This window comes from Salinisphaera sp. LB1 (assembly GCF_003177035.1).
Classification (GTDB): Bacteria; Pseudomonadota; Gammaproteobacteria; order Nevskiales; family Salinisphaeraceae; genus Salinisphaera.
This window is the reverse complement of the sequence record NZ_CP029488.1, coordinates 1,373,227-1,391,223: the sequence shown is the minus strand read 5'-3', so window position 1 is coordinate 1,391,223 and position 17,997 is coordinate 1,373,227. Positions and strand designations below refer to the sequence as shown.

19 protein-coding genes are annotated in these 17,997 nt (G+C 64.4%); 11 read left to right on the top strand and 8 right to left on the bottom strand.

Translation table 11 applies throughout. The features are described 5' to 3' along the window. Positions 1 to 15: 15 nt before the first annotated feature. Both SALB1_RS06305 and SALB1_RS06300 read right to left on the bottom strand, forming a co-directional pair. Positions 16 to 630, bottom strand: coding sequence for an alpha/beta hydrolase (locus tag SALB1_RS06305; RefSeq protein WP_109993092.1), 615 nt, complete (start codon positions 628 to 630; stop codon positions 16 to 18). Between the two features lie 45 nt (positions 631 to 675). Continuing rightward, entirely contained in the window at positions 676 to 1,608 is a 933-nt protein-coding gene (locus tag SALB1_RS06300; RefSeq protein WP_109993091.1) for a ring-cleaving dioxygenase, read from the bottom strand. Positions 1,609 to 1,731: 123 nt separating this feature from the next. On the opposite strand from SALB1_RS06300, the gene SALB1_RS06295 reads away from it, so the two are divergent. Beyond that, the gene (locus tag SALB1_RS06295; RefSeq protein ID WP_109993090.1) at positions 1,732 to 2,634 is read left to right on the top strand and encodes a LysR family transcriptional regulator; all 903 of its coding nucleotides are present in this window, start codon (positions 1,732 to 1,734) and stop codon (positions 2,632 to 2,634) included. Positions 2,635 to 2,699: 65 nt separating this feature from the next. Next, complete coding sequence (gene def, locus SALB1_RS06290; RefSeq protein ID WP_109993089.1) at positions 2,700 to 3,239, top strand: peptide deformylase; 540 nt, start codon at positions 2,700 to 2,702, stop codon at positions 3,237 to 3,239. A gap of 58 nt (positions 3,240 to 3,297) precedes the next feature. Here the strand turns inward: def and gndA are convergent, their stop codons facing one another. Then, the gene (gene gndA, locus SALB1_RS06285; RefSeq protein ID WP_109995302.1) at positions 3,298 to 4,707 is read right to left on the bottom strand and encodes an NADP-dependent phosphogluconate dehydrogenase; all 1,410 of its coding nucleotides are present in this window, start codon (positions 4,705 to 4,707) and stop codon (positions 3,298 to 3,300) included. Positions 4,708 to 4,891: 184 nt separating this feature from the next. Between gndA and SALB1_RS06280 the strand changes: the two genes are divergently transcribed. Then, on the top strand, positions 4,892 to 5,344 hold the full coding sequence (locus tag SALB1_RS06280; protein WP_109995301.1) for a YaiI/YqxD family protein: 453 nt from the start codon (positions 4,892 to 4,894) through the stop codon (positions 5,342 to 5,344). Between the two features lie 343 nt (positions 5,345 to 5,687). Further along, a complete protein-coding gene (locus tag SALB1_RS06275; RefSeq protein ID WP_109993088.1) occupies positions 5,688 to 5,894 on the top strand; it encodes a cold-shock protein in 207 nt (68 codons plus the stop codon). Between the two features lie 476 nt (positions 5,895 to 6,370). On the opposite strand, the gene SALB1_RS06270 is transcribed toward SALB1_RS06275, so the two are convergent. Next, positions 6,371 to 6,577 carry a hypothetical protein gene (locus SALB1_RS06270; RefSeq protein ID WP_109993087.1) on the bottom strand — a complete coding sequence of 69 codons (207 nt, stop codon included), beginning with the start codon at positions 6,575 to 6,577 and terminating at the stop codon, positions 6,371 to 6,373. Between the two features lie 131 nt (positions 6,578 to 6,708). On the opposite strand from SALB1_RS06270, the gene SALB1_RS06265 reads away from it, so the two are divergent. The 7 genes from SALB1_RS06265 (at position 6,709) to SALB1_RS06230 (ending at position 14,189) form a co-directional block, all read left to right on the top strand. Further along, on the top strand, positions 6,709 to 7,143 hold the full coding sequence (locus SALB1_RS06265; protein WP_179950712.1) for a YkgJ family cysteine cluster protein: 435 nt from the start codon (positions 6,709 to 6,711) through the stop codon (positions 7,141 to 7,143). Between the two features lie 433 nt (positions 7,144 to 7,576). Further along, entirely contained in the window at positions 7,577 to 8,914 is a 1,338-nt protein-coding gene (locus SALB1_RS06260; protein WP_109993086.1) for an APC family permease, read from the top strand. Between the two features lie 565 nt (positions 8,915 to 9,479). Beyond that, on the top strand, positions 9,480 to 10,706 hold the full coding sequence (locus tag SALB1_RS06250; protein WP_109993084.1) for an ABC transporter substrate-binding protein: 1,227 nt from the start codon (positions 9,480 to 9,482) through the stop codon (positions 10,704 to 10,706). A 168-nt stretch (positions 10,707 to 10,874) separates the two neighbouring features. Continuing rightward, positions 10,875 to 11,636, top strand: coding sequence for an ABC transporter ATP-binding protein (locus tag SALB1_RS06245; protein ID WP_109993083.1), 762 nt, complete (start codon positions 10,875 to 10,877; stop codon positions 11,634 to 11,636). Further along, positions 11,636 to 12,358, top strand: a complete 723-nt coding sequence (locus tag SALB1_RS06240; protein ID WP_109993082.1) for an ABC transporter ATP-binding protein — start codon at positions 11,636 to 11,638, stop codon at positions 12,356 to 12,358. The genes SALB1_RS06245 and SALB1_RS06240 overlap by 1 nt, the downstream gene beginning before the upstream one ends. Before the next feature lie 2 nt (positions 12,359 to 12,360). Continuing rightward, a complete protein-coding gene (locus SALB1_RS06235) occupies positions 12,361 to 13,221 on the top strand; it encodes a branched-chain amino acid ABC transporter permease (RefSeq protein WP_109993081.1) in 861 nt (286 codons plus the stop codon). Beyond that, positions 13,218 to 14,189 carry a branched-chain amino acid ABC transporter permease gene (locus SALB1_RS06230; protein WP_109993080.1) on the top strand — a complete coding sequence of 324 codons (972 nt, stop codon included), beginning with the start codon at positions 13,218 to 13,220 and terminating at the stop codon, positions 14,187 to 14,189. Before SALB1_RS06235 ends, SALB1_RS06230 begins: the two co-directional genes overlap by 4 nt. Before the next feature lie 136 nt (positions 14,190 to 14,325). Here SALB1_RS06230 and SALB1_RS06225 read toward each other — a convergent pair whose 3' ends face one another. From SALB1_RS06225 to SALB1_RS06210, 4 genes are all read right to left on the bottom strand, one after another. Continuing rightward, positions 14,326 to 15,309 (bottom strand): IS110 family transposase, encoded by a 984-nt coding sequence (locus tag SALB1_RS06225; protein ID WP_109993079.1) that lies wholly within the window; start codon positions 15,307 to 15,309, stop codon positions 14,326 to 14,328. A gap of 457 nt (positions 15,310 to 15,766) precedes the next feature. Next, positions 15,767 to 16,381, bottom strand: a complete 615-nt coding sequence (locus tag SALB1_RS06220) for a trimeric intracellular cation channel family protein (RefSeq protein WP_109993078.1) — start codon at positions 16,379 to 16,381, stop codon at positions 15,767 to 15,769. Then, positions 16,378 to 17,082: a class I SAM-dependent methyltransferase gene (locus SALB1_RS06215; RefSeq protein ID WP_109993077.1), complete on the bottom strand. Its 705-nt coding sequence runs from the start codon at positions 17,080 to 17,082 to the stop codon at positions 16,378 to 16,380. The genes SALB1_RS06220 and SALB1_RS06215 overlap by 4 nt, the downstream gene beginning before the upstream one ends. A gap of 84 nt (positions 17,083 to 17,166) precedes the next feature. Continuing rightward, complete coding sequence (locus SALB1_RS06210; RefSeq protein ID WP_109993076.1) at positions 17,167 to 17,727, bottom strand: flavin reductase family protein; 561 nt, start codon at positions 17,725 to 17,727, stop codon at positions 17,167 to 17,169. Positions 17,728 to 17,997: the final 270 nt, after the last annotated feature.

The following is a 17,997-nucleotide window of genomic DNA, read 5'->3' as shown; positions in this document are numbered from 1 at the left end:
AAACGGCCACCCGACCTATACCGCGCCCGCCTGCATGAAGTGTTGCAGCGCCGCCAGTTCGGGCTGCGAAATCTCGTGCCCGCCGGGTGTGATCACCGGCTCGACGGCTGCGCCCTGGCCCTGCAACCAGTCGATCAGGGCGTGAGTCAGCGCCGGCGGGCGGATCGGGTCGTGGGCGCCGGCGCTGATGAACACGGGCATGTCCGCCAACGCGGGCTGCGGGTCCGGCGTCCAGGGAATCAACGGATGCAGCAGCGCCACGCGTTCGAACAGACCTGGCTGGTTGAACATCACTGCCGCCAGGATATTGGCGCCGTTGGAATAGCCGAGCGCGTGGATCGGGCGGCCCGTGTGCGCGCTGCGCGTCGCGGCGATGAAGCCGGCCATGCGCTCGGTGCGTATCGCCAGATCGGCCATATCGTAGACGCCTTCGCCGGTGCGCCGGAAGAAGCGGTTGGCGCCGCCTTCGGAGACATCGCCGCGCGGCGCGACGATGCCGGCTCTGGGCAGCATCTCGCGGATCAGGCCGACGAACTGGTTCTCGTTACCGCCAGTGCCGTGAAAAGCCATGACGAGTGGCGCGCCGGGTTCGCCGGCAAAGCGATACGTGAAGTAGGCCGATGCCGTCATGGCGCGCTCCAGCAGGTCGCCGGGTGTTGCCTGGCGGCAGGGGTGTCAGTCGGTAACCGGTTCGAGGCGTGCCGCGATCCGCTCGCGATCGGGCTCGTAGCGATCCGGCAGTTTCAGTGCTTCGCCGAGATGCGCCCGGTCTTCATCACGGTCGAAACCCGGCTCGTTGGTGGCGATCTCGAACAGCACGCCGCCCGGCGTGCGGAAATAGATCGCCCAGAAATAATCGCGGTCGATGACGGGGGTGACCTGGTAGCCGGTATCCAGCAGGGCCTGGCGCACGTCGGCCTGGGCCGCGCGGTCGGGCACGGCGAAGGCGATATGGTGGACCGAGCCGGCACCCTGCCGGGCGGCGGGGGTGTCCGGCCGTACTTCGATATCGATCGTGTCCGCGCCGTTGCCGCCCGGCATGACGAACCGGGTGATATGGTCTTCGCGCTCGGCGCGCTCGTAGCCCATGAATTCGAGCAGCTCGGCGGTGGCGCCGTCGTCCTGCAGCCGAAGCCGCGCGCCGGCGAAACCGTGGATCGCCGATTCGTCCGGCACGCCGCCGCCGGCCCAGGCATCGCGCGTGTCGTCCGGGCGCTCGATCAACGCGAGCCCGTCGCCGTCCGGCCCGACAAAGCGCAGCCGGCGCTGGCCGAAGGTGGTATCCAGGGCCAGATCGGTGGCGCCGAGTTCGCTCAGGCGGTCGCTCCAGAACGCCAGTGCGCCGGGGGCGACGGCGAACTGGATCTCGCCGACTTCACCGGTGCCGGGCGCGCCGCGGGCCGCCCGCGGGAACGGGAAATAAGTCATCACCGTGCCGGGTGTGCCGACCTCGTCGCCGTAGTAGAGGTGATACACGCTGGGCTCGTCGAAATTTACGGTCTTCTTGACCCGGCGCAGACCGAGCGCGTCGGTGAAAAAACGATTGTTCCGGTTGGCATCGGCTGCCAGCGCGGTGATGTGATGCAGGCCCTGGATCTGCGTGATCATGCAAGTTGTCCCGCCGGTGTGATACCGGCTTCTGGAAGTATGCCGGTTAATCTAGCAACCTGGGTCGCTACAGAGAATTGGCATAATCATTTTTATACTATTGCGAAAGGCGCAATAATAGCGATGGACGATTTCAAGGCGCTGCGCACCTTCCTGCTCGCGGCCGAATGCCATAATTTCGCGGCCGTGGCACGCGAACTCGGGGTGACGCCGGCCTCTGTGACGCGCACGATCGCGGCACTGGAAGCCGATCTTGGAGTGCAGCTTTTCGTACGCACGACGCGCCGGGTCAGCCTGACCAGCGCGGGTGCCGCCTATGCCGCGCGGCTGCGCCCGGCGATGGCCGCGGTGGCCGAGGCCCGCCGCGAGCTGCTCGATGCCCATCGCGCGGATGCCGGCACGCTGCGGATCAATGCGCCCATGTCGTTCGGCATGCGCGTGTTGCCCGGCGTGCTGTCGGCGTTCCGCGCGCAGTATCCGAACATCCGAGCCGACATCTCTTTGTCGGACGAAATGATCGATATCGTGGAGGGCGAGTTCGATCTCGCCGTGCGCATTTCCGGCCCGCCGTCCGACAAGTTCACGATCTGGCGCAAGATTTGCCCGATCGATCGGTTTCTGGTCGCCGCCCCCGACACCTCGTTCGCTGCGGCTACGCACCCCAACGACCTGCCGCGCGATGCCTGTCTCGGCTTCAGCCCGGAGGGTCGAGCGGAAACCTGGCAGTTGTCGCACGGCACGACGCGCGTGGACATACCGGCGGGGCGGCCGATCTGCGCGAACAACGGCGAATTCCTCGCCGGCGTGGCCGCAGCGGGCGACGGCGTGGCGTTGCTGCCGGATTTCATCGTCGCCGACGCGCTTGAACAGCGGCGCCTGGTGCGCATCCTGCCGGCATGGGCGCCGTCGCCGATCTGGCTGACGCTCTACTACCCGCCTTACCAGCGCCTGCCGCCACGGGTGGCCGCTTTTTCCGATTTCTTCGAGGCTATGATGCAGGCCAAGCGAGGGGCCGCTTCGCCGTAGCGTGGGTTCCGCACCCGGCGCGCGCCTGTATTCTGGCGCGTAGAATTCATGGCCGAGGTGTACCTATGGCAATACGCAAGATCGCACGCATGGGACACCCCGTGTTGCGCCGCTCCACGACACCCGTGGCGGATGTGTCCGATTTTGAAATCAAGCGCCTGATCTCGGACATGAAGGACACCCTGGCGGACGCCGAGGGCGTCGGCCTGGCCGCACCGCAGGTGTATGTGTCCAGCGCGGTGATGATGTTCTTCGTACCGCCGTCGCGCGCGGCCGGTGACGAGGGCGTGCCGTTGACGGTGCTGATCAACCCCGGGATCGAGCCCATCGGCGAGGAACAGGTGGGCGGTTGGGAAGGCTGTCTGTCCATTCCCGGGCTGCAGGGTTATGTGCCGCGTTGGCAGCGCATCCGCTACCGCGGGCTGGACGAGGCCGGCGTGCCGATCGAGCGTGAAGCCGAGGGTTTTCATGCCCGCGTGGTCCAGCATGAATACGACCATCTGCAGGGCGTGCTCTATCCCGAGCGCATGACCGACATGACGCGCCTCGGCTTTGCCGAGGAGCTGATGCGCCATCCCATGGGCGACTCTGTGGAGCCCGAGTGAGTCGCGCGCTCCGGCGCACCGCCCCACCCGTTGCCGGGTGGGGCTTCGGAAGGCTGGATCAGTTCCAATGGGCGTGAAAGCTGCCGTCCTTGTCCACGCGCTCGAAGGTATGGGCGCCGAAGAAATCGCGCTGGGCCTGCAACAGGTTGGCTGGCAGGCGCTCGGCGCGGTAGCCGTCATAGTAGGCGATCGCCGAGGCGAAGCAGGGTACCGGCACGCCGGCCTTCACCGCCGTGCCCACCACCTCGCGCAGCGCCTCCTGATAGCGAGCGGCGATGTCCTTGAAGTATGGATCGAGCAGCAGGTTGGTTAGCTCGGGGTTGTGGGCGTAGGCATCGGTGATCTTCTGCAGGAAGCCCGCCCGGATAATGCAGCCGGCGCGGAAGATGCCGGCGATGGCGCCGTAGTCCAGTGGCCAGTCGTATTCCTCGGCGGCGGCGCGCATCTGGGCAAAGCCCTGGGCATAGGAAATGATCTTGGAGAAATAGAGCGCGCGGCGTACCGCCTCGATGAAGGCATCACGATCGCCGATATCGATCTTCGGGTCCGGCCCGTTGAGCTGCTTGGAGGCGGCGACGCGCTCGGTCTTGAGCGACGACAGCACGCGCGCGAACACCGATTCGGTGATCAACGGCAGCGGTACGCCGAGATCGAGCGCACTCTGGCTGGTCCACTTGCCCGTGCCCTTCTGGGCCGCGCGGTCGAGCACCATGTCGACCAGGTCGTTGCCGCTCGCGTCGTCTTTTTTCGTAAAGATCTGGGCGGTGATCTCGATCAGGTAGCTGTCGAGCTCGCCGGTATTCCATTCGGCGAAGGTCGCGGCCAGTTCGGCGTTGGACATGCCGGCCACGTGCTTGAGCATGGCGTAGCTCTCGGAGATGAGCTGCATGTCGCCGTATTCGATGCCGTTGTGCACCATCTTCACGTAGTGGCCGGCGCCGTCCGGGCCAATGTAGGTCACGCACGGCGTGCCGTCCGGCGCGCGGGCGGCGATCTCTTCGAGGATCGGCGCGACCCTATCGTAGGCTTCGCGCTGGCCGCCGGGCATGATCGACGGCCCCTTGAGCGCGCCTTGCTCGCCGCCGGACACGCCGGTGCCGATGAAGTGCAGGCCGGATTCGGCCAGTTCCTTGTTACGGCGGATGGTGTCCTGAAAGAAGGTGTTGCCGGCGTCGATGAGAATGTCGCCGTCCTCAAGCAGTGGCTTGAGCTGTTCGATCACCTTGTCGGTGCCGGTGCCGGCCTTGACCATCATCAGTATCCGGCGCGGTTTTTCCAGTGACGCCACGAATTCCTCGAGTGAGAAGGTCGGCACCAGATTGCGCCCCTTGGACTCTTCGATGATGTCGTCGGTTTTCTCGCGCGAGCGGTTGTAGACCGAGACGGCATAGCCGCGGGACTCGATGTTCAGCGCGATATTGCGGCCCATTACGGCCATGCCGATCACGCCGATCTTCTGTTTGCTCATGACAACGTCCAGTAGGGTAAACACAACGAAAATACCGAAAAACATCCGCGCTTGCCCGGCCCGATGTCCGTTCGGGCTGGTGCGCGAAGCGCGCGCCACGGCTTATCCATGGGATCATGCCCGGCTATGCCGGGGCGGCGGTCGCCGCATCGCTGCCCCCGACGGTTTTCGGGTGGAGAACGACGTGCAGATATGGGTGGATGCGGACGCTTGTCCGGTCGCGGTGAAACAGACGCTGTATCGCGCGGCCAGGCGCACCGGCATCGCGGTGACCCTGGTCGCCAATCGCCCGCTGCAGGTGCCTCGTCTGCCGCAGGTCAGCGCCGTGCAGGTGGCCCCGGGTTTTGACGTGGCGGACGACGAGATCGCCCAGCGTCTGGAAGCCGGTGATCTGGTCGTTACCTCGGATATCGCGCTGGCGGCGGCCGTGCTGGAACGGGGCGGCGCCGCGCTGAGCCCGCGCGGCGAGGTCTTCTCGGCCGATGACATTGCCGCCAAGCAGACCATGCGCGATTTCATGGATACCTTGCGGGGCAGCGGGATCCACGGCGGCGGCGCGCCGCCGCTGGGGCCGCGCGAACGCCAGGCGTTTGCCAACGCGCTGGATCGCTGGCTCGCACAGGCGCGCAAATCCTGAGCCGATCGCCCGTTCGCGCGCGGAATTTGCGCAACGATCCCGGTTTTTTGGCCGCCAGCGAAATAAATCGCAGGTCGATTTGTCGCCGGCCAGCGGCACCGGCGATGGCCGGCCCGGCATGGCGGGTACGGCGTCGTCGGGTATATAAATTACTGAAAAATATTGTTTATTTTTCGACAAGCATCGATGAAGCCGGGGTCGGGCCGGGCCTGCTGGCCGGCGAAATACCCGACTCGGCCGGTTGCCGTGCAATAAAGCGTTCGTGCATGCGCCGACATCCGCGTATGGTGGACACCGCAGGCAACTGCATTAATCAAAATCGGTTAGTTACCAAGAGTAAATTATGTCCAAAGGCACAGTGAAGTGGTTCAGTTCCGAAAAAGGCTTCGGCTTTATCGCTCCTGAAGACGGCAGCAACGATCTGTTCGTGCATCATTCCCAAATTCAGAGCGGCGGCGGTTTCGCCACGCTCAACGACGGCCAAGCGGTCGAGTTCGAAGTTGGCGAAGGCAAGAAGGGCCCCTGCGCCAACAACGTGGTCCCGCTCTAAGTAGCGATTCCACGCAGGAACGAAGACGGGCCGGGATTTTTCCCGGCCCGTTTTTTTTGCCTGGCGTTCCGGCATCGGCGCGACGCCGAGGGTTTGGCGCGCAGGGTGTCGATGAAACCACGCCCATAGGCGAACCCCGGCCGGCATCCCGGTCCGGAACCCCCGTGACGCCGGCATGGCTGTTGTCGCCCCGGGTGATATCGTTGACGGGCAGGCGGCAGGTCGCTTCGTACAACTCCCGGGTCAGCCCGCTCACCGGCCGTTACCCGTCCTTTGCCCGTGCTCTATATCGCCAGGGCGACTAGGGCGGAGATTACCGGGCAGGTCGCTGAGGTACCGCCGACCACCGCGTTTTTCTGTTGAAGGCGGATCGGGTAGCCGTCGGCGAGCCGACGGGCGAGATCCCCTACGATCAGCTCAAAGGTATGCTCAACCCGCGTTTTCTGACTGGCGGTGGCTGACGGTGCCCGAGTGCCTCACAGCCGAATCCACCAGGCGAGCCCGATCAGAACGACGTCGACGGCGACCAAAAGATAGGCATTCGTGATAAACCACGGATCGATCATCAACACCGTGCCGACCAACCAGGGCACGATCGCCTTCTGCCGGCTGCCGTAGGTGAAAAAGCCGAGCCCGACTGCGCCGAACAGTACGCTCCAGATCATTAATGCTGAATCGTTCATGCCGTGGCCGAACTGTGGACAGGAGCGATTAGGGTACGACAGTGCGCCGGTTTGCCGGCTATCGACCGGGGCCGCGCTTTCGGGCAATATCGCTTTGTCACCACTGCCGCCGCGCGGCTATTCCACTGCCCATGCATCCGTGTATGACCTGTGGCGCGTGCTGCGCCACGTATCGTGTGGCCTTTCACTGGCTGGAAACCGAGGCATCGCCGAGCCACGACGGCGTGCCGGTCGCCCTGACCGAAGCCCTCGACCCGCACCGTCTGGTCATGCGGGGAACGCGCAATACGCCGACGCGTTGTGTGGCCCTGGCAGCCGAGATCGGCCGCGCTGCGCACTGTCGTATCTATGAACGCCGGCCGAGCGTTTGCCGCGAGGTCGCGGCATCCTGGGAATTCGGGCAGGCCAGTCCGCAGTGCGACCGGGCGCGCTCGGCGCACGGGCTGGTGCCGCTGACGCCGGCCGCCTGGCCCGACCTGATGCGCCCCGCGGCAGCGGCCAACGAGCATGGCGGCTACCGCGACGACGAGCCGCCGTCGCCTGCCTGCCCGCCGTTCGCCGCCTAGCTCGCGCACCTGAAGCCGCAATGCCTTGATTTTACTTTTTATTTGCGCTCATTCGCGTGCATTTGCGGACAAAATGCCCGAGCGAATGCAGCCCGCTGTGTGTCCGACATAATCAAGACCGGCCTCGGAGGCCGGGTTCCGGCCGCCACGCGACGGCCGGCCGGCATGTTTCATGCTTTGGTACCGATGTCATATTGGCGAATGGGCGAATCGTCAACGCACGAAGTTCCCTGCTAATGTGATCACGAACCGGCGCCGCCGGATTCGGGGCCAAGTCAGAACGCCAGAACAGCTGGCCGGGATTGTCTGCGCGGGACGTCGATGCGTCGATGCGTCGCCGAGCGCCGCGGTCGTGCGTGCTGGCGATATCGTTCACCCCGGGTCCGTCGGCCGGCGACGATGAATCATTCAAGCCACAGCGGGAGCCCGAGCGATGAGCGAATCAGCCGACCATAATCCCACCCTGGAACGAAGCCTCGGGCTCGGTTCTGTGGTGCTCACCGGGGTGGCCTACATGGCGCCGATGATCGTGCTGGGCACGTTCGGCGTGGTGGCCGAGGCCTCCAACGGTACGGTGCCCACGGCCTACATCGTGACCCTGATCGCCATGCTGTTCACGGCGTACAGCTACGGCCGCATGGCGCGCGCCTATCCGGTCTCCGGTTCGGCCTATACCTATGTCGGCAAGGGCATCGGGCCCAAGCTCGGCTTTCTTGCCGGCTGGCTCATCCTGCTGGATTATTTCTTTCTGCCGTTGGTGATCTGGCTGATCGGCGCCGCGTTTCTCTCGCCCGAGTTTCCGGGAGTGCCGACCTGGGTGTGGATCGTCGCCTTCATTGGGCTGACCACGGCGCTCAACATCATCGGCATCAAAGTGGCCACGGGCGTGAATTTCGTGCTCATGGCATTCCAGATCCTGGTGCTGGTGATCTTCGTGGCCCTGAGCTTCGGCCATTTCTTCGCCGGCGATACCGGCGCCACGGCGCTCACGCCGTTTTTCAATCCGCACACGTCGGTGGCGGCGATCTCCGCGGGCGCGGCGCTGGCGGCTTATTCCTTCATCGGTTTCGATGCCGTGACCACGCTTACCGAGGAAACCAAGGATCCGAAGCGCAATATCCCGCGGGCGGTGATTATCACCGCGCTGATCGGCGGCGTCGTGTTCATTATCACCAGCTACGCGGTCGAACTGGCGCATCCGGGCACCCACTTCAAGGAAACCGACTCGGCGGCCTACGAGATCGCCATGACGATCGGCGGCAATCTGTTCGCCTCGCTGTTCATCGCCGGCATGGTTGTCACCCAGTTCGCATCGGGCATCGCCGCCCAGGCCACCGCCTCGCGCCTGTTGTTTGCCATGGGCCGCGACGGCGTGCTGCCCAGGCGCGTGTTCGCCTTCGTGGCGCCGAAGCTGCACACGCCGGTGTTCAGCATTGCGCTGATCGGCATCGTCGGCCTGGCCGCGATCGGCATGAGCGTGAGTACGTCGACCTCGTTCATCAATTTCGGGGCGTTCAGCGCCTTCACGCTGGTCAATCTGAGTGTGATCATGCACTTTTGGCGCGAGCGCTCGCATATCAGCGTCGGCAGCATCATCGGCTGGTTCATCGCCCCCTTGATCGGCGCGGCGATCGACGCCTATCTGTTGTTCAGCCTGGATACGCCGGCGCATGTGGTCGGCGGCATCTGGCTGGTGCTTGGCCTGGCCATGCTGGCCTGGCTGACGCGCGGCTTCACCCAGGCGCCGCCGGAGATGGCGATCGAGGAATGATGCGGACCCGCCCGCGGCCCGAACGGCCGCGGGCGGCATGTCGGTTGGCACAAGTCTGCAGGTCGACATCGGTGGATCGGCGCCCCGTGTCCCGGACTCGGGGTTTGTTGTTCATGCGCCGGCCATGGGGGCTGTAGTGGATCGACCGGTGTCGCGCCTACCCTGGGTCGGTATATTCCCGGGCCGCACGACGCCTCGTGATCGGTTCGGTGAAATCGATCCGGCCCGGCACCCGGCGCCGGGCTGCCTATCCCCGATTTGCAACTCGCCCGCGCGGTATCTCCAGGTATCGGAATCGGGCCCTTTTTCCACGAAATGCCTGCCACATGCGCCGGTATTGCGTGCTGAATTTTTTCTCGCCGCAGCTGCGGGAACAGGGGCCCGGTCGGGTCGTTCAAGACGGCATGCTTGGGGATGGCGCGTCGACGCGGCGCGATGTTTTCGGCGTGTCCACAGAACGCCTGATGCTGAATACGACAAAGATGGTACAGAGTTTGCTCGTATCAACGGGCATGCTCAATGTGACACCTTGATTAACTCGATAAACAGAATAAAGGGAGATTCCATGATCAATAAGAAATGGATCGCGGTCGCTGCTCTGGCCGCCGGCTGTGCACCATTGGCGGCCATGGCGGCGCAGACGCCGCTGCGTCTTGGTGCAGTACTCGCCTTGACCGGCGACCTGCAGTCCCAGGGCGTGCCGGGTCTGAACGGCGTCAAACTCGCGGCGCAGGAAATCAACGATGCCGGCGGCGTGCTTGGCTCGCCGGTCAAGATCTATTCGGGGGATACCCAGACCCTGCCGCAACCGGGGGTGGCGGCGGCGCAGAAGCTGGTGAATGCGAACAGTGTGGTGGGCCTGGTGGGCGCCATGTCCAGCGGCGTGACCATCCCGATCGCCCTGTCGGTAAGCAAGCCAAACCATATTCCACAGATTTCGACCGCGTCCACGTCGCCCAAGATCACCCATCTGGATGACGACGACTATTTGTTCCGCACCATTCCGTCAGATGCGTTCCAGGGCGTGGCGCTGGCCAAGGTCGTGCACGACGCCGGCGTGAACAAGGTCGGCATCATCTATGTCAACAACGACTACGGCGAAGGGCTGAAGGACGCCTTCGCCAAGGCCTACAAGGCCGATGGCGGCAGCGTCGTGGCCTCGGCCGCCTACGAGCAGAAACAGGCCTCCTACGATGCGGAAATCAGCCAGGCCTACGGCGACGGCTCGACCCAGTCGCTGGTGCTCATCGGCTATCCCGAGAACGGTCAGACGATCCTGCGTCAGTCGTTGGAAGGCGGTAAGTTCAACCGGTTCTTCTTCGCCGACGGCATGAAATCGACGGCGCTGGTGAAGAATCTGGGCGCGAAGTATCTCAACGGTTCGCTGGGCACGGTCCCGCAGGCGAATACCGATACGCCGGCGGCCAAGCATTTCGAGCAGGCGTACAAGAAGGCCTACGGTCAGCTGCCGCCGCAGCCCTATATCGACACCGCCTATGACGCGACCTATCTGCTCGCACTCGCCGCCGAGGACGCCAAGACGACGACCGATAGCAAGGCGATCAAGGATCATCTGCGCGACGTGGCGGATCCGCCCGGCGTCAAGATCTATCCCGGGCAATGGAAGAAGGCGGTCAAGCTGCTGCAGGCCGGCAAGAAAATAGACTATGTCGGTGCCGCCGGCGATGAGAACTTCGATCAGCATGGCGACGTCGCCGGCAGCTACGCGAAGTGGACCATCAAGAACGGCAAGATCCAGACGGTCAGTATCTTCACGCCGTCCAAGCAGTAGACGATCGACATCGACATCGCGATCGCAGACGACCCGACCCCGCTGGATCGGGTCGTCTGCGTTGGCGCGATGTGCCGAGGGCGCGCATCGTCGCCTCTCCGCGTGCAGGGCAGGTGGCGCGGGGCGGTGGTGGCGCGCGGTGTTCCGATTCGTTGAACGGGTCCCGCTTTGATAAAAATCGAGAAGATATCCAAGTCGTTCGGCGGTATTCGTGCCGTCAATGAATGCTCATTCGAGGTCGCCAAGGGCAGCATTACCGGGCTGATCGGGCCCAACGGCGCCGGCAAGTCCACCCTGTTCGGCATTGTCGCCGGCTTCATCAAGCCCGATTCGGGGCGGATCCTGCTCGATGGCGAGGACGTGGCCGGAGTCGCGCCGCACCGGCTGTTCCGGCGCGGCCTGGTGCGCACCTTTCAGACGCCGCATGAATTCTCGCGCATGACCATCCGCGAGAACCTGATGCTCGTGCCCGAAGGCCAGAGCGGCGAGAGTCTGCTGCAGTCCTGGCTGCACTGGGGGCAAGTCAAGGCTGAAGAGCGCGCGCTGCTGGACCGGGTCGACGATGTGCTCGGCTTTCTCAATCTCGCGCACGTGGCCGACGAGAAGGCGGGCAATGTCTCCGGCGGCCAGAAGAAGCTGCTCGAACTCGGTCGCACCATGATGACCGACGCGAAGGTGGTGCTGCTGGACGAGCCCGGCGCGGGGGTCAATCGTACGTTGCTGGCCACGCTGGCCGAGGCGATCGAGCGGCTCAATCGCGAGCGCGGCTATACCTTCTGCGTGATCGAGCACGACATGGACCTGATCGGACGCCTGTGCGATCCGGTGGTGGTCATGGCCAACGGTAGCGTGATCGCGGAGGGCGATTTCGACAGCGTGCGCAGTAACCGGCAGGTCATCGATGCCTATCTCGGCGGCGAGGCGGCCTGATGAGTGAGCGCAATCAACCCATGCTGGCGGTCGAGAAGGTCAGCGGTGGCTACGGCGACGTCGACATTCTTCACGCGGTGGACCTGGAAGTTCGGGCGGGCGAACTGGTGGTCATCGTCGGCCCCAACGGCGCCGGCAAGTCGACCCTGATGAAGGCCGCCTTCGGCCTCGTGCGGATCAATGCCGGCAGCGTGCGCCTGGCCGGTGAGGACATCACCAACGTCAGCCCGGACCGGCTGGTGCACAAGGGCATGTCGTACGTACCGCAGGAACGCAACGTGTTCCCGACGCTCAGCGTCCAGGAAAACCTGGAGATGGGCGCCTATATCCGCAAGGATGACGCGCGCCCGCAGATGGAGCGCATCTTCGATCTGTTCCCGCGCCTCAAGGAGCGCCGCCGCCAGCCGGCGGGGCTGATGTCAGGCGGCGAGCGCCAGATGGTGGCGATGGGCCGCGCGCTGATGATCGAGCCGAAGCTGCTTTTTCTCGACGAACCCACCGCCGGCCTGGCGCCGGCCTACGTGCATCAGGTGTTCGACTGGATCAAGGAGATCAATGCACAGAACATCAGCATTCTCATGGTGGAGCAGAACGCCAAGCAGGCGTTGCGCATCGCCGATCGCGGCTACGTGCTGGCTACCGGTCAGAACCGGCACGAGGATACCGGCCAGGCGCTGCTCGCCGATCCGGAAGTCGCGGACATGTTCCTGGGGGGACGATAGGGATGGACATACTGCAGCTGACCTACAACGGCATCGTGCTGGGCAGCATTCTGGCGCTCGGCGCGATCGGGCTGACCATGATCTTCGGCGTGCTGCGGTTTGCGCATTTCGCCCACGGGGATCTGATGACGGTGGGCGCCTACATCGCCTTCACCTTCGTCCACTGGCTGGGCTGGCCAATCTGGCTGGCCGCGATTCCGGCGATCATTCTGACCTCGGTGATCGCGGTGATTCTCGACCAGCTGTTCTACCGTCGCATGCGTCGGGTGGCGCCGGTGATCCTGCTGATCTCCTCGTTTGCGACCGCGCTCATGCTGCGCGCGCTTGTACAGATCATCTGGGGCCCGGACAACCAGGTTTACGAGACCGGCATCAGCATTCCCTACCGCGTGGCTGGCCTCGTGGTCACCCCGGACAGCCTCAAGGTACTCGTTGGCGCGGTGGTGATGGTGGTCGTGGTGCATCTTTTTCTCGCCCATACCAAGATGGGCAAGGCCATGCGCGCGATGAGCGATAACGTTGACCTGGCGCGGCTGTCGGGCGTGCCCGTCAAACGGGTGATCTTCTGGACCTGGGTGTTCGCCGGGGCGCTGACCGCGGTCGCCGGCATCCTGCTCGGCATGGACACCCGCCTGATCCCGACCATGGGCTGGAATACGCTGCTGCCGATCTTCGCCGCGACCATCCTGGGCGGCGTCGGTCGGCCCTATGGCGCTATTCTCGGCGGCCTCGTCATCGGTCTGGCGATGAATTATTCGGTGCTGATCATGCCTTCGGCCTACAAGCTCGCCGTGGCGTTCGTCATCATGATCGGCGTACTGATCCTCCGCCCGCAGGGCCTGCTCAAGGGCATCAGTCTATGAGTTACCTCGGTCTTTACCATTACGGCCTGTACTTTCTCGCCACGGCCGGCATCTTCGGCATTCTGGCCCTCGGCCTGAACCTGCAGTGGGGTCTGTCGGGGGTGTTCAACCTGGGCATCGCCGGCTTCTTTGCCATCGGGGCCTATGCCAGCGCGCTGCTGACCGGCGCGCCGGACCCGGGGCACTGGGGCGGCTTTTCACTGCCGCTGCCGGTGGGTGCGATCGCGGCGATGATCATCTCGGGGGCGGTGGCCCTTGTCATCGGCGCCGCCACGATCCGATTACGATCGGATTATCTCGCCATCGCAACGCTGGGCATCGCCGAAATCATCCGCCTGGTGATCAAGAACACCGGTGATCTGACCGGTGGCGTGCGCGGCATCGCCGGTATTCCGTCGCCGTTTCATGCCGACAGCCAGCTGGTGTTGCTGATTGTCGTGCTGGCGGTGATCGTTGTCCTCTACTGGCTGGTCGAGCGGGCGCGGGTATCGCCCTGGGGTCGCGTGCTGCGCGGCATCCGCGAGAATGAAGACGCCGCCATGGCGGCGGGCAAGTACGTCACGCGGTTTCGGCTCGAGGCATTCGTGGTCGGGTCGGCCTTCATGGGTCTCGGCGGCGCGCTCTATGCCAGCTCCATTGGCTTCATCAGCCCGGAAGCGTTCCGGCCGGAATACGGCACCTTCCTGATATGGGTGATGCTGATCGCCGGCGGCAGCGGCAACAACGTCGGCGTGTTGGTGGGCACCTTTCTGGTGTGGCTGGTCTGGTCGTTCTCCAGCCTGTTGACCGACCTCTTGCCCGGCGGGCTCGCCACCCAGGCCGGCGCCGTGCGGATCTTTCTGATCGGTCTGTTGCTGCAGGTCATTCTATTGGTCCGCCCGGAAGGCCTGTTTCCCGAAAAATCGCCCCGGTTGATCGGGCGACCCCGCACTGACGCCGAGAGCCGGCACACACCGGACGAAAGCTAACGCGCAGTCACGCCTTGCCTGTAGCCGTCGGATTCGACGTCTCGGTGTCGGGTCGGGATCGATTGGCTCGCGCGCCATGGCGCGCTCATGCGGCATCTGGGCTAGATACCATCTTGCCGCCTCCGCACCAAGGGGCTCATGTAGCGCCTTGGGGTTGATAGGGCGTCTGGTGCTTAAGCACGCCATACGCGAGATGGACGAGCTTGCGCATGGCGCCGCCGAGGGCGCTCATATCGCTTTTACCGCGTGCTGTTAAGCGTTGATACTGGGCCGCGATATCCGGGTTGTGTTTGGTGCTGACGATGGCGGCCATATAGAGCAGTTGTCGCAGTTTAGGATTACCGGCCTTGGATAGACGCGGCGGTCCATGGACCGAACTTCCCGAATCCCACGGCACCGGGATGACGCCGATGAAGGCCGCGGCTTGGCGGGCACTGGTGAAGTCGCGGCTTCGCAGTGTGGCCAGCAGGCGCCGCGATACGGTGGGGCCAATGCCGGGCACCGACTCTAATAAAGCGCGATCTTTTTTCAGCGCGGGATGGCGATCGAAATGATCGTCAATATCGCGCGTCAACCGATCGCGTTCGGCCCGTAGCGCGTCGAGCACCGTATCGATCGACGCGATGATCTCTTCGGCCTGAACGACCTCGGCCTTTTCCCGGCGATTGCGCTCGCGTTGAATATCCTTATCGAGCGCCTCAAGACGGGCGAGACGCGCCTTGAGTCCACGCACCGCCGCAGGTTCGGGTTGCCACAGCCGCGGGCGACGAGCCGCCCCATAGCGGGCCAGAACGACGCTGTCTTTCCGGTCGTTCTTGCCGCGCACTCCCAGGCTTTTGGCAAACTCCCGGACCTGCGCGGGGTTCATCACGGACACGCCCAAACCGGCCTCATAAAGCGCCTGAGCCAAGGCTTCGTGATAAATCCCGGTCGCTTCCATGATGATGTGGATTTGATCGGCCGGCGTGCCGGTCTGCTGCGCCAGCCAGTCCAATACAGCCGCGTGCCCCGCGGTGTCGTTGCCAAAGACCTTGGTCTTGACCTTGACCCGATCAGGATCCCGCAGCCAGGCACAGTCGAATTTGCGTTTACTGACGTCAATGCCGATGTAGACGGTCATCTCGTGCCTTCTCCTTGTTCGTGCAGTCTCACCGCGCCAGCGGGGACTTGGATACCATTCACGTTTGCGAGATGAAAAATCGGTCGGGGGCATGATCTAACGCGCAAGCTATAAGCTTCAGGGTCTGTGGATGCTCACCCGACCGAGCACCGCTGACTGGTAGCTAATCAGTCAGCTTCGGCAAGACACAAGGGCCTGTTGCCGTTTCGTGCGAGCGCCGCGTTGGAGACCGCAAATCGTGTTCGGCAAGGCGCGAGTCGCCGATCGTGGCGTGCCACGATCAAGACTTGCAACGCCGCCGAGCGCGATTTGCGGCCCAACCCTTCGGGACAAGCGCTGTTGTGCGGCAATCCAGCGTTGTAGCACGCTTGTGCAGAGTGACTGCACGGCGCGCACTACGCCTCGTCTTGCCGCACAACAGCGCTTGGCGCGGACTCGCACGAAACGGCAACAGGCCCTAGTCCGGCATACGGGGCACGGGCAGCCGCCAGCCGTGGCGCAGTGCCATGAACCGCAGGCCGAAGCATAGGGCGGCGCCCGCAATAGCCGTAGCCGCCGGCGGCAGCGCCAGAACCGCGCCGAGCACGACCATCGCGGCCCCCGCGAGCGCGGCCACCGCATAGAGTTCGGCGTGCAGCACTGCCGGAATACGCGCCAGTAGAACATCGCGCACGATGCCGCCGCCGATCCCGGTGAGCATGCCGAGCACGGCTGCCATGATCGGGTGGAGGCCGAAATCCAGCGCCTTGCGGGTGCCGACCACCGCGAACAAGGCCAGTCCGGCGGCATCGAAGATCGAGACCGGGCTCTGGATGCGTTCGATCAGGCGATGGCCGAAAAAAGCCACCAGCGCCGCGGTCAGCGATACCACCACATAGCGCCAATGACCGATCGCCGCCGGCGGCGCGGCGCCGATGAGCACGTCGCGCAGAATGCCGCCGGCGTTGCCGGCCGCGAACGCCAGTACGGCGACGCCGAAGATATCGAGCCGCTTGTTCACGCCGGCCATCGCGCCACTGATCGCGAACACGAATGTGCCCGCCAGATCCAGCACCGGTAGCAGATGGTTCACGCGCTGCGCCCGGTCGGCGCCTGCGGACGCTCATGGCCACTGTGTTGTCGAACCGCGAATCGCGCCACGCAGCCGGTCACGATCATCCGCACATCGTCGAACCGAGCCTCGAGTTCGTCGCGCAGGCCGACCAGGCTGTCGCCGACGTTGTCGAAGATGCCGCGCGCGTTGTACAGCGCCATCAGGCGCCTCGCCGCGGCCGAGCGACGTACACCCGCGGACAGGATGGTGGCGCCGAACAACACGCCACCCGGCGCCAGATAGGGGATCAGGTGATCGAAGGCCCGGGCCTTGTATGTCATCGGCCCGGGCAGGCAGTGCAGCAGATAGTTCATCGCGATCGAGCCGAAGGGCTCGGTCTCGACCGCGATCGGGGCCAGCACATCGACGCGCTCGGTGCGCGGTTCATGGCGGGCGACGCGCGCTGCGGCATGCGCCAGTGCCTCGGCGTTGAGGTCGAACAGCGTCAGACGCGGTCTGGGCACGGGAAAATGGCAATGATCGAGGAAATAACCGGTGCCGACGCCCACGTCGAGATGGGCGGCGGCCACGTGGCGATCGTAATCGGCGCGCAGTCTGGACGTCGGGCAGCGCCAGATCCAGCGGTTCGAGGCTCGCAGCACCAAGGTGTCGTAGCGTGCCAGATTGTGCCGGGTATAGACAGCCTGGCCGGCGTGCGAGGACGGGGTCGGTGCGTTCATGGCGTGGGCGCGTGCAGGGCGATCAGGTTCGCGCGCCACCCCGGCGCAGTCAAGGCCGGCGCCGGGTCGCACGGCAGCCGCCGCTCAAGGCAGCAACTCCGGCCGGAACAGGGCGCGCCGTTCGAGCGTCTCGCGCGACAATCGGAACACGCCGTTGCCGGTGTAGTGCAGCATCTCGGGCACTGGCGGGGTCGTCGCGACATGGGCCTTTACGATCTCGAATACAAAGAAATCGTAGCCCGCCACCAGGGTGTCGTCGTGTAATCGGCACTCGAAGCAGGCATGGCATTCGCCGATCAGCGGCACATCGACGTGCTCGGCCTCGGTCGCGGTCAAGCCGAAGGCGTCGAACTTGTCGATCTCCCGGCCGGTGGTGTTGCCGATACGACAGACCGTGTCGACCATATCGGCGCTCGGAACGTTGATCCCGCAGATGCCCGAATCGCGGATCAGGCGATGGCTGTGGTTGCCGCCCGAGATCATCAGCCCGACCAGCGAAGGCTGGAACGCGAGAATCGTGTGCCAGCCGAGCGTCATGATGTCGTGCTCGCCGCCATGGCGGCACGACAGCAGAACCACCGGCCCCGGTTCCAGATAGCGACGCGCCTGTGCCACCGGGAAATCCTGTTTGTCCGAAACCGTCATGTGCTGTGTTCCTGCGGAGAGACGCCGTTCGGTTTTAGCGGGATCGTGAAGGCCATGCAATGGCTCCGGCGCTGACTGCGGCACGCCGACGCCAGCGCGGTATCGACAATTACGACCGCCGCGCCAGCGCACGATATATCATGTAACACATTGAATGAAATTATCGCAGTCGCTTTTCGACGAGCCGGTTCATTCGTTCGAATTGCTTTTTGTTCGGCAACAGGGTAACTACTGTTTCCCTTGTGTACATGACGGTCCCAGGCCGTGACA

What these genes read in the sequence shown, in the direction of transcription:
- SALB1_RS06300 (WP_109993091.1), bottom strand. Translation starts at nt 1,608, where the DNA reads ATGATCACGCAGATCCAGGGCCTGCATCACATCACCGCGCTGGCAGCC.
- SALB1_RS06210 (WP_109993076.1), bottom strand. Translation starts at nt 17,727, where the DNA reads ATGACGGTTTCGGACAAACAGGATTTCCCGGTGGCACAGGCGCGTCGC.
- SALB1_RS06270 (WP_109993087.1), bottom strand. Translation starts at nt 6,577, where the DNA reads ATGAACGATTCAGCATTAATGATCTGGAGCGTACTGTTCGGCGCAGTC.
- gndA (WP_109995302.1), bottom strand. Translation starts at nt 4,707, where the DNA reads ATGAGCAAACAGAAGATCGGCGTGATCGGCATGGCCGTAATGGGCCGC.
- SALB1_RS06235 (WP_109993081.1), top strand. Translation starts at nt 12,361, where the DNA reads ATGGACATACTGCAGCTGACCTACAACGGCATCGTGCTGGGCAGCATT.
- SALB1_RS06240 (WP_109993082.1), top strand. Translation starts at nt 11,636, where the DNA reads ATGAGTGAGCGCAATCAACCCATGCTGGCGGTCGAGAAGGTCAGCGGT.
- def (WP_109993089.1), top strand. Translation starts at nt 2,700, where the DNA reads ATGGCAATACGCAAGATCGCACGCATGGGACACCCCGTGTTGCGCCGC.
- SALB1_RS06265 (WP_179950712.1), top strand. Translation starts at nt 6,709, where the DNA reads ATGCATCCGTGTATGACCTGTGGCGCGTGCTGCGCCACGTATCGTGTG.
- SALB1_RS06230 (WP_109993080.1), top strand. Translation starts at nt 13,218, where the DNA reads ATGAGTTACCTCGGTCTTTACCATTACGGCCTGTACTTTCTCGCCACG.
- SALB1_RS06225 (WP_109993079.1), bottom strand. Translation starts at nt 15,309, where the DNA reads ATGACCGTCTACATCGGCATTGACGTCAGTAAACGCAAATTCGACTGT.
- SALB1_RS06215 (WP_109993077.1), bottom strand. Translation starts at nt 17,082, where the DNA reads ATGAACGCACCGACCCCGTCCTCGCACGCCGGCCAGGCTGTCTATACC.
- SALB1_RS06305 (WP_109993092.1), bottom strand. Translation starts at nt 630, where the DNA reads ATGACGGCATCGGCCTACTTCACGTATCGCTTTGCCGGCGAACCCGGC.
- SALB1_RS06250 (WP_109993084.1), top strand. Translation starts at nt 9,480, where the DNA reads ATGATCAATAAGAAATGGATCGCGGTCGCTGCTCTGGCCGCCGGCTGT.
- SALB1_RS06295 (WP_109993090.1), top strand. Translation starts at nt 1,732, where the DNA reads ATGGACGATTTCAAGGCGCTGCGCACCTTCCTGCTCGCGGCCGAATGC.
- SALB1_RS06275 (WP_109993088.1), top strand. Translation starts at nt 5,688, where the DNA reads ATGTCCAAAGGCACAGTGAAGTGGTTCAGTTCCGAAAAAGGCTTCGGC.
- SALB1_RS06260 (WP_109993086.1), top strand. Translation starts at nt 7,577, where the DNA reads ATGAGCGAATCAGCCGACCATAATCCCACCCTGGAACGAAGCCTCGGG.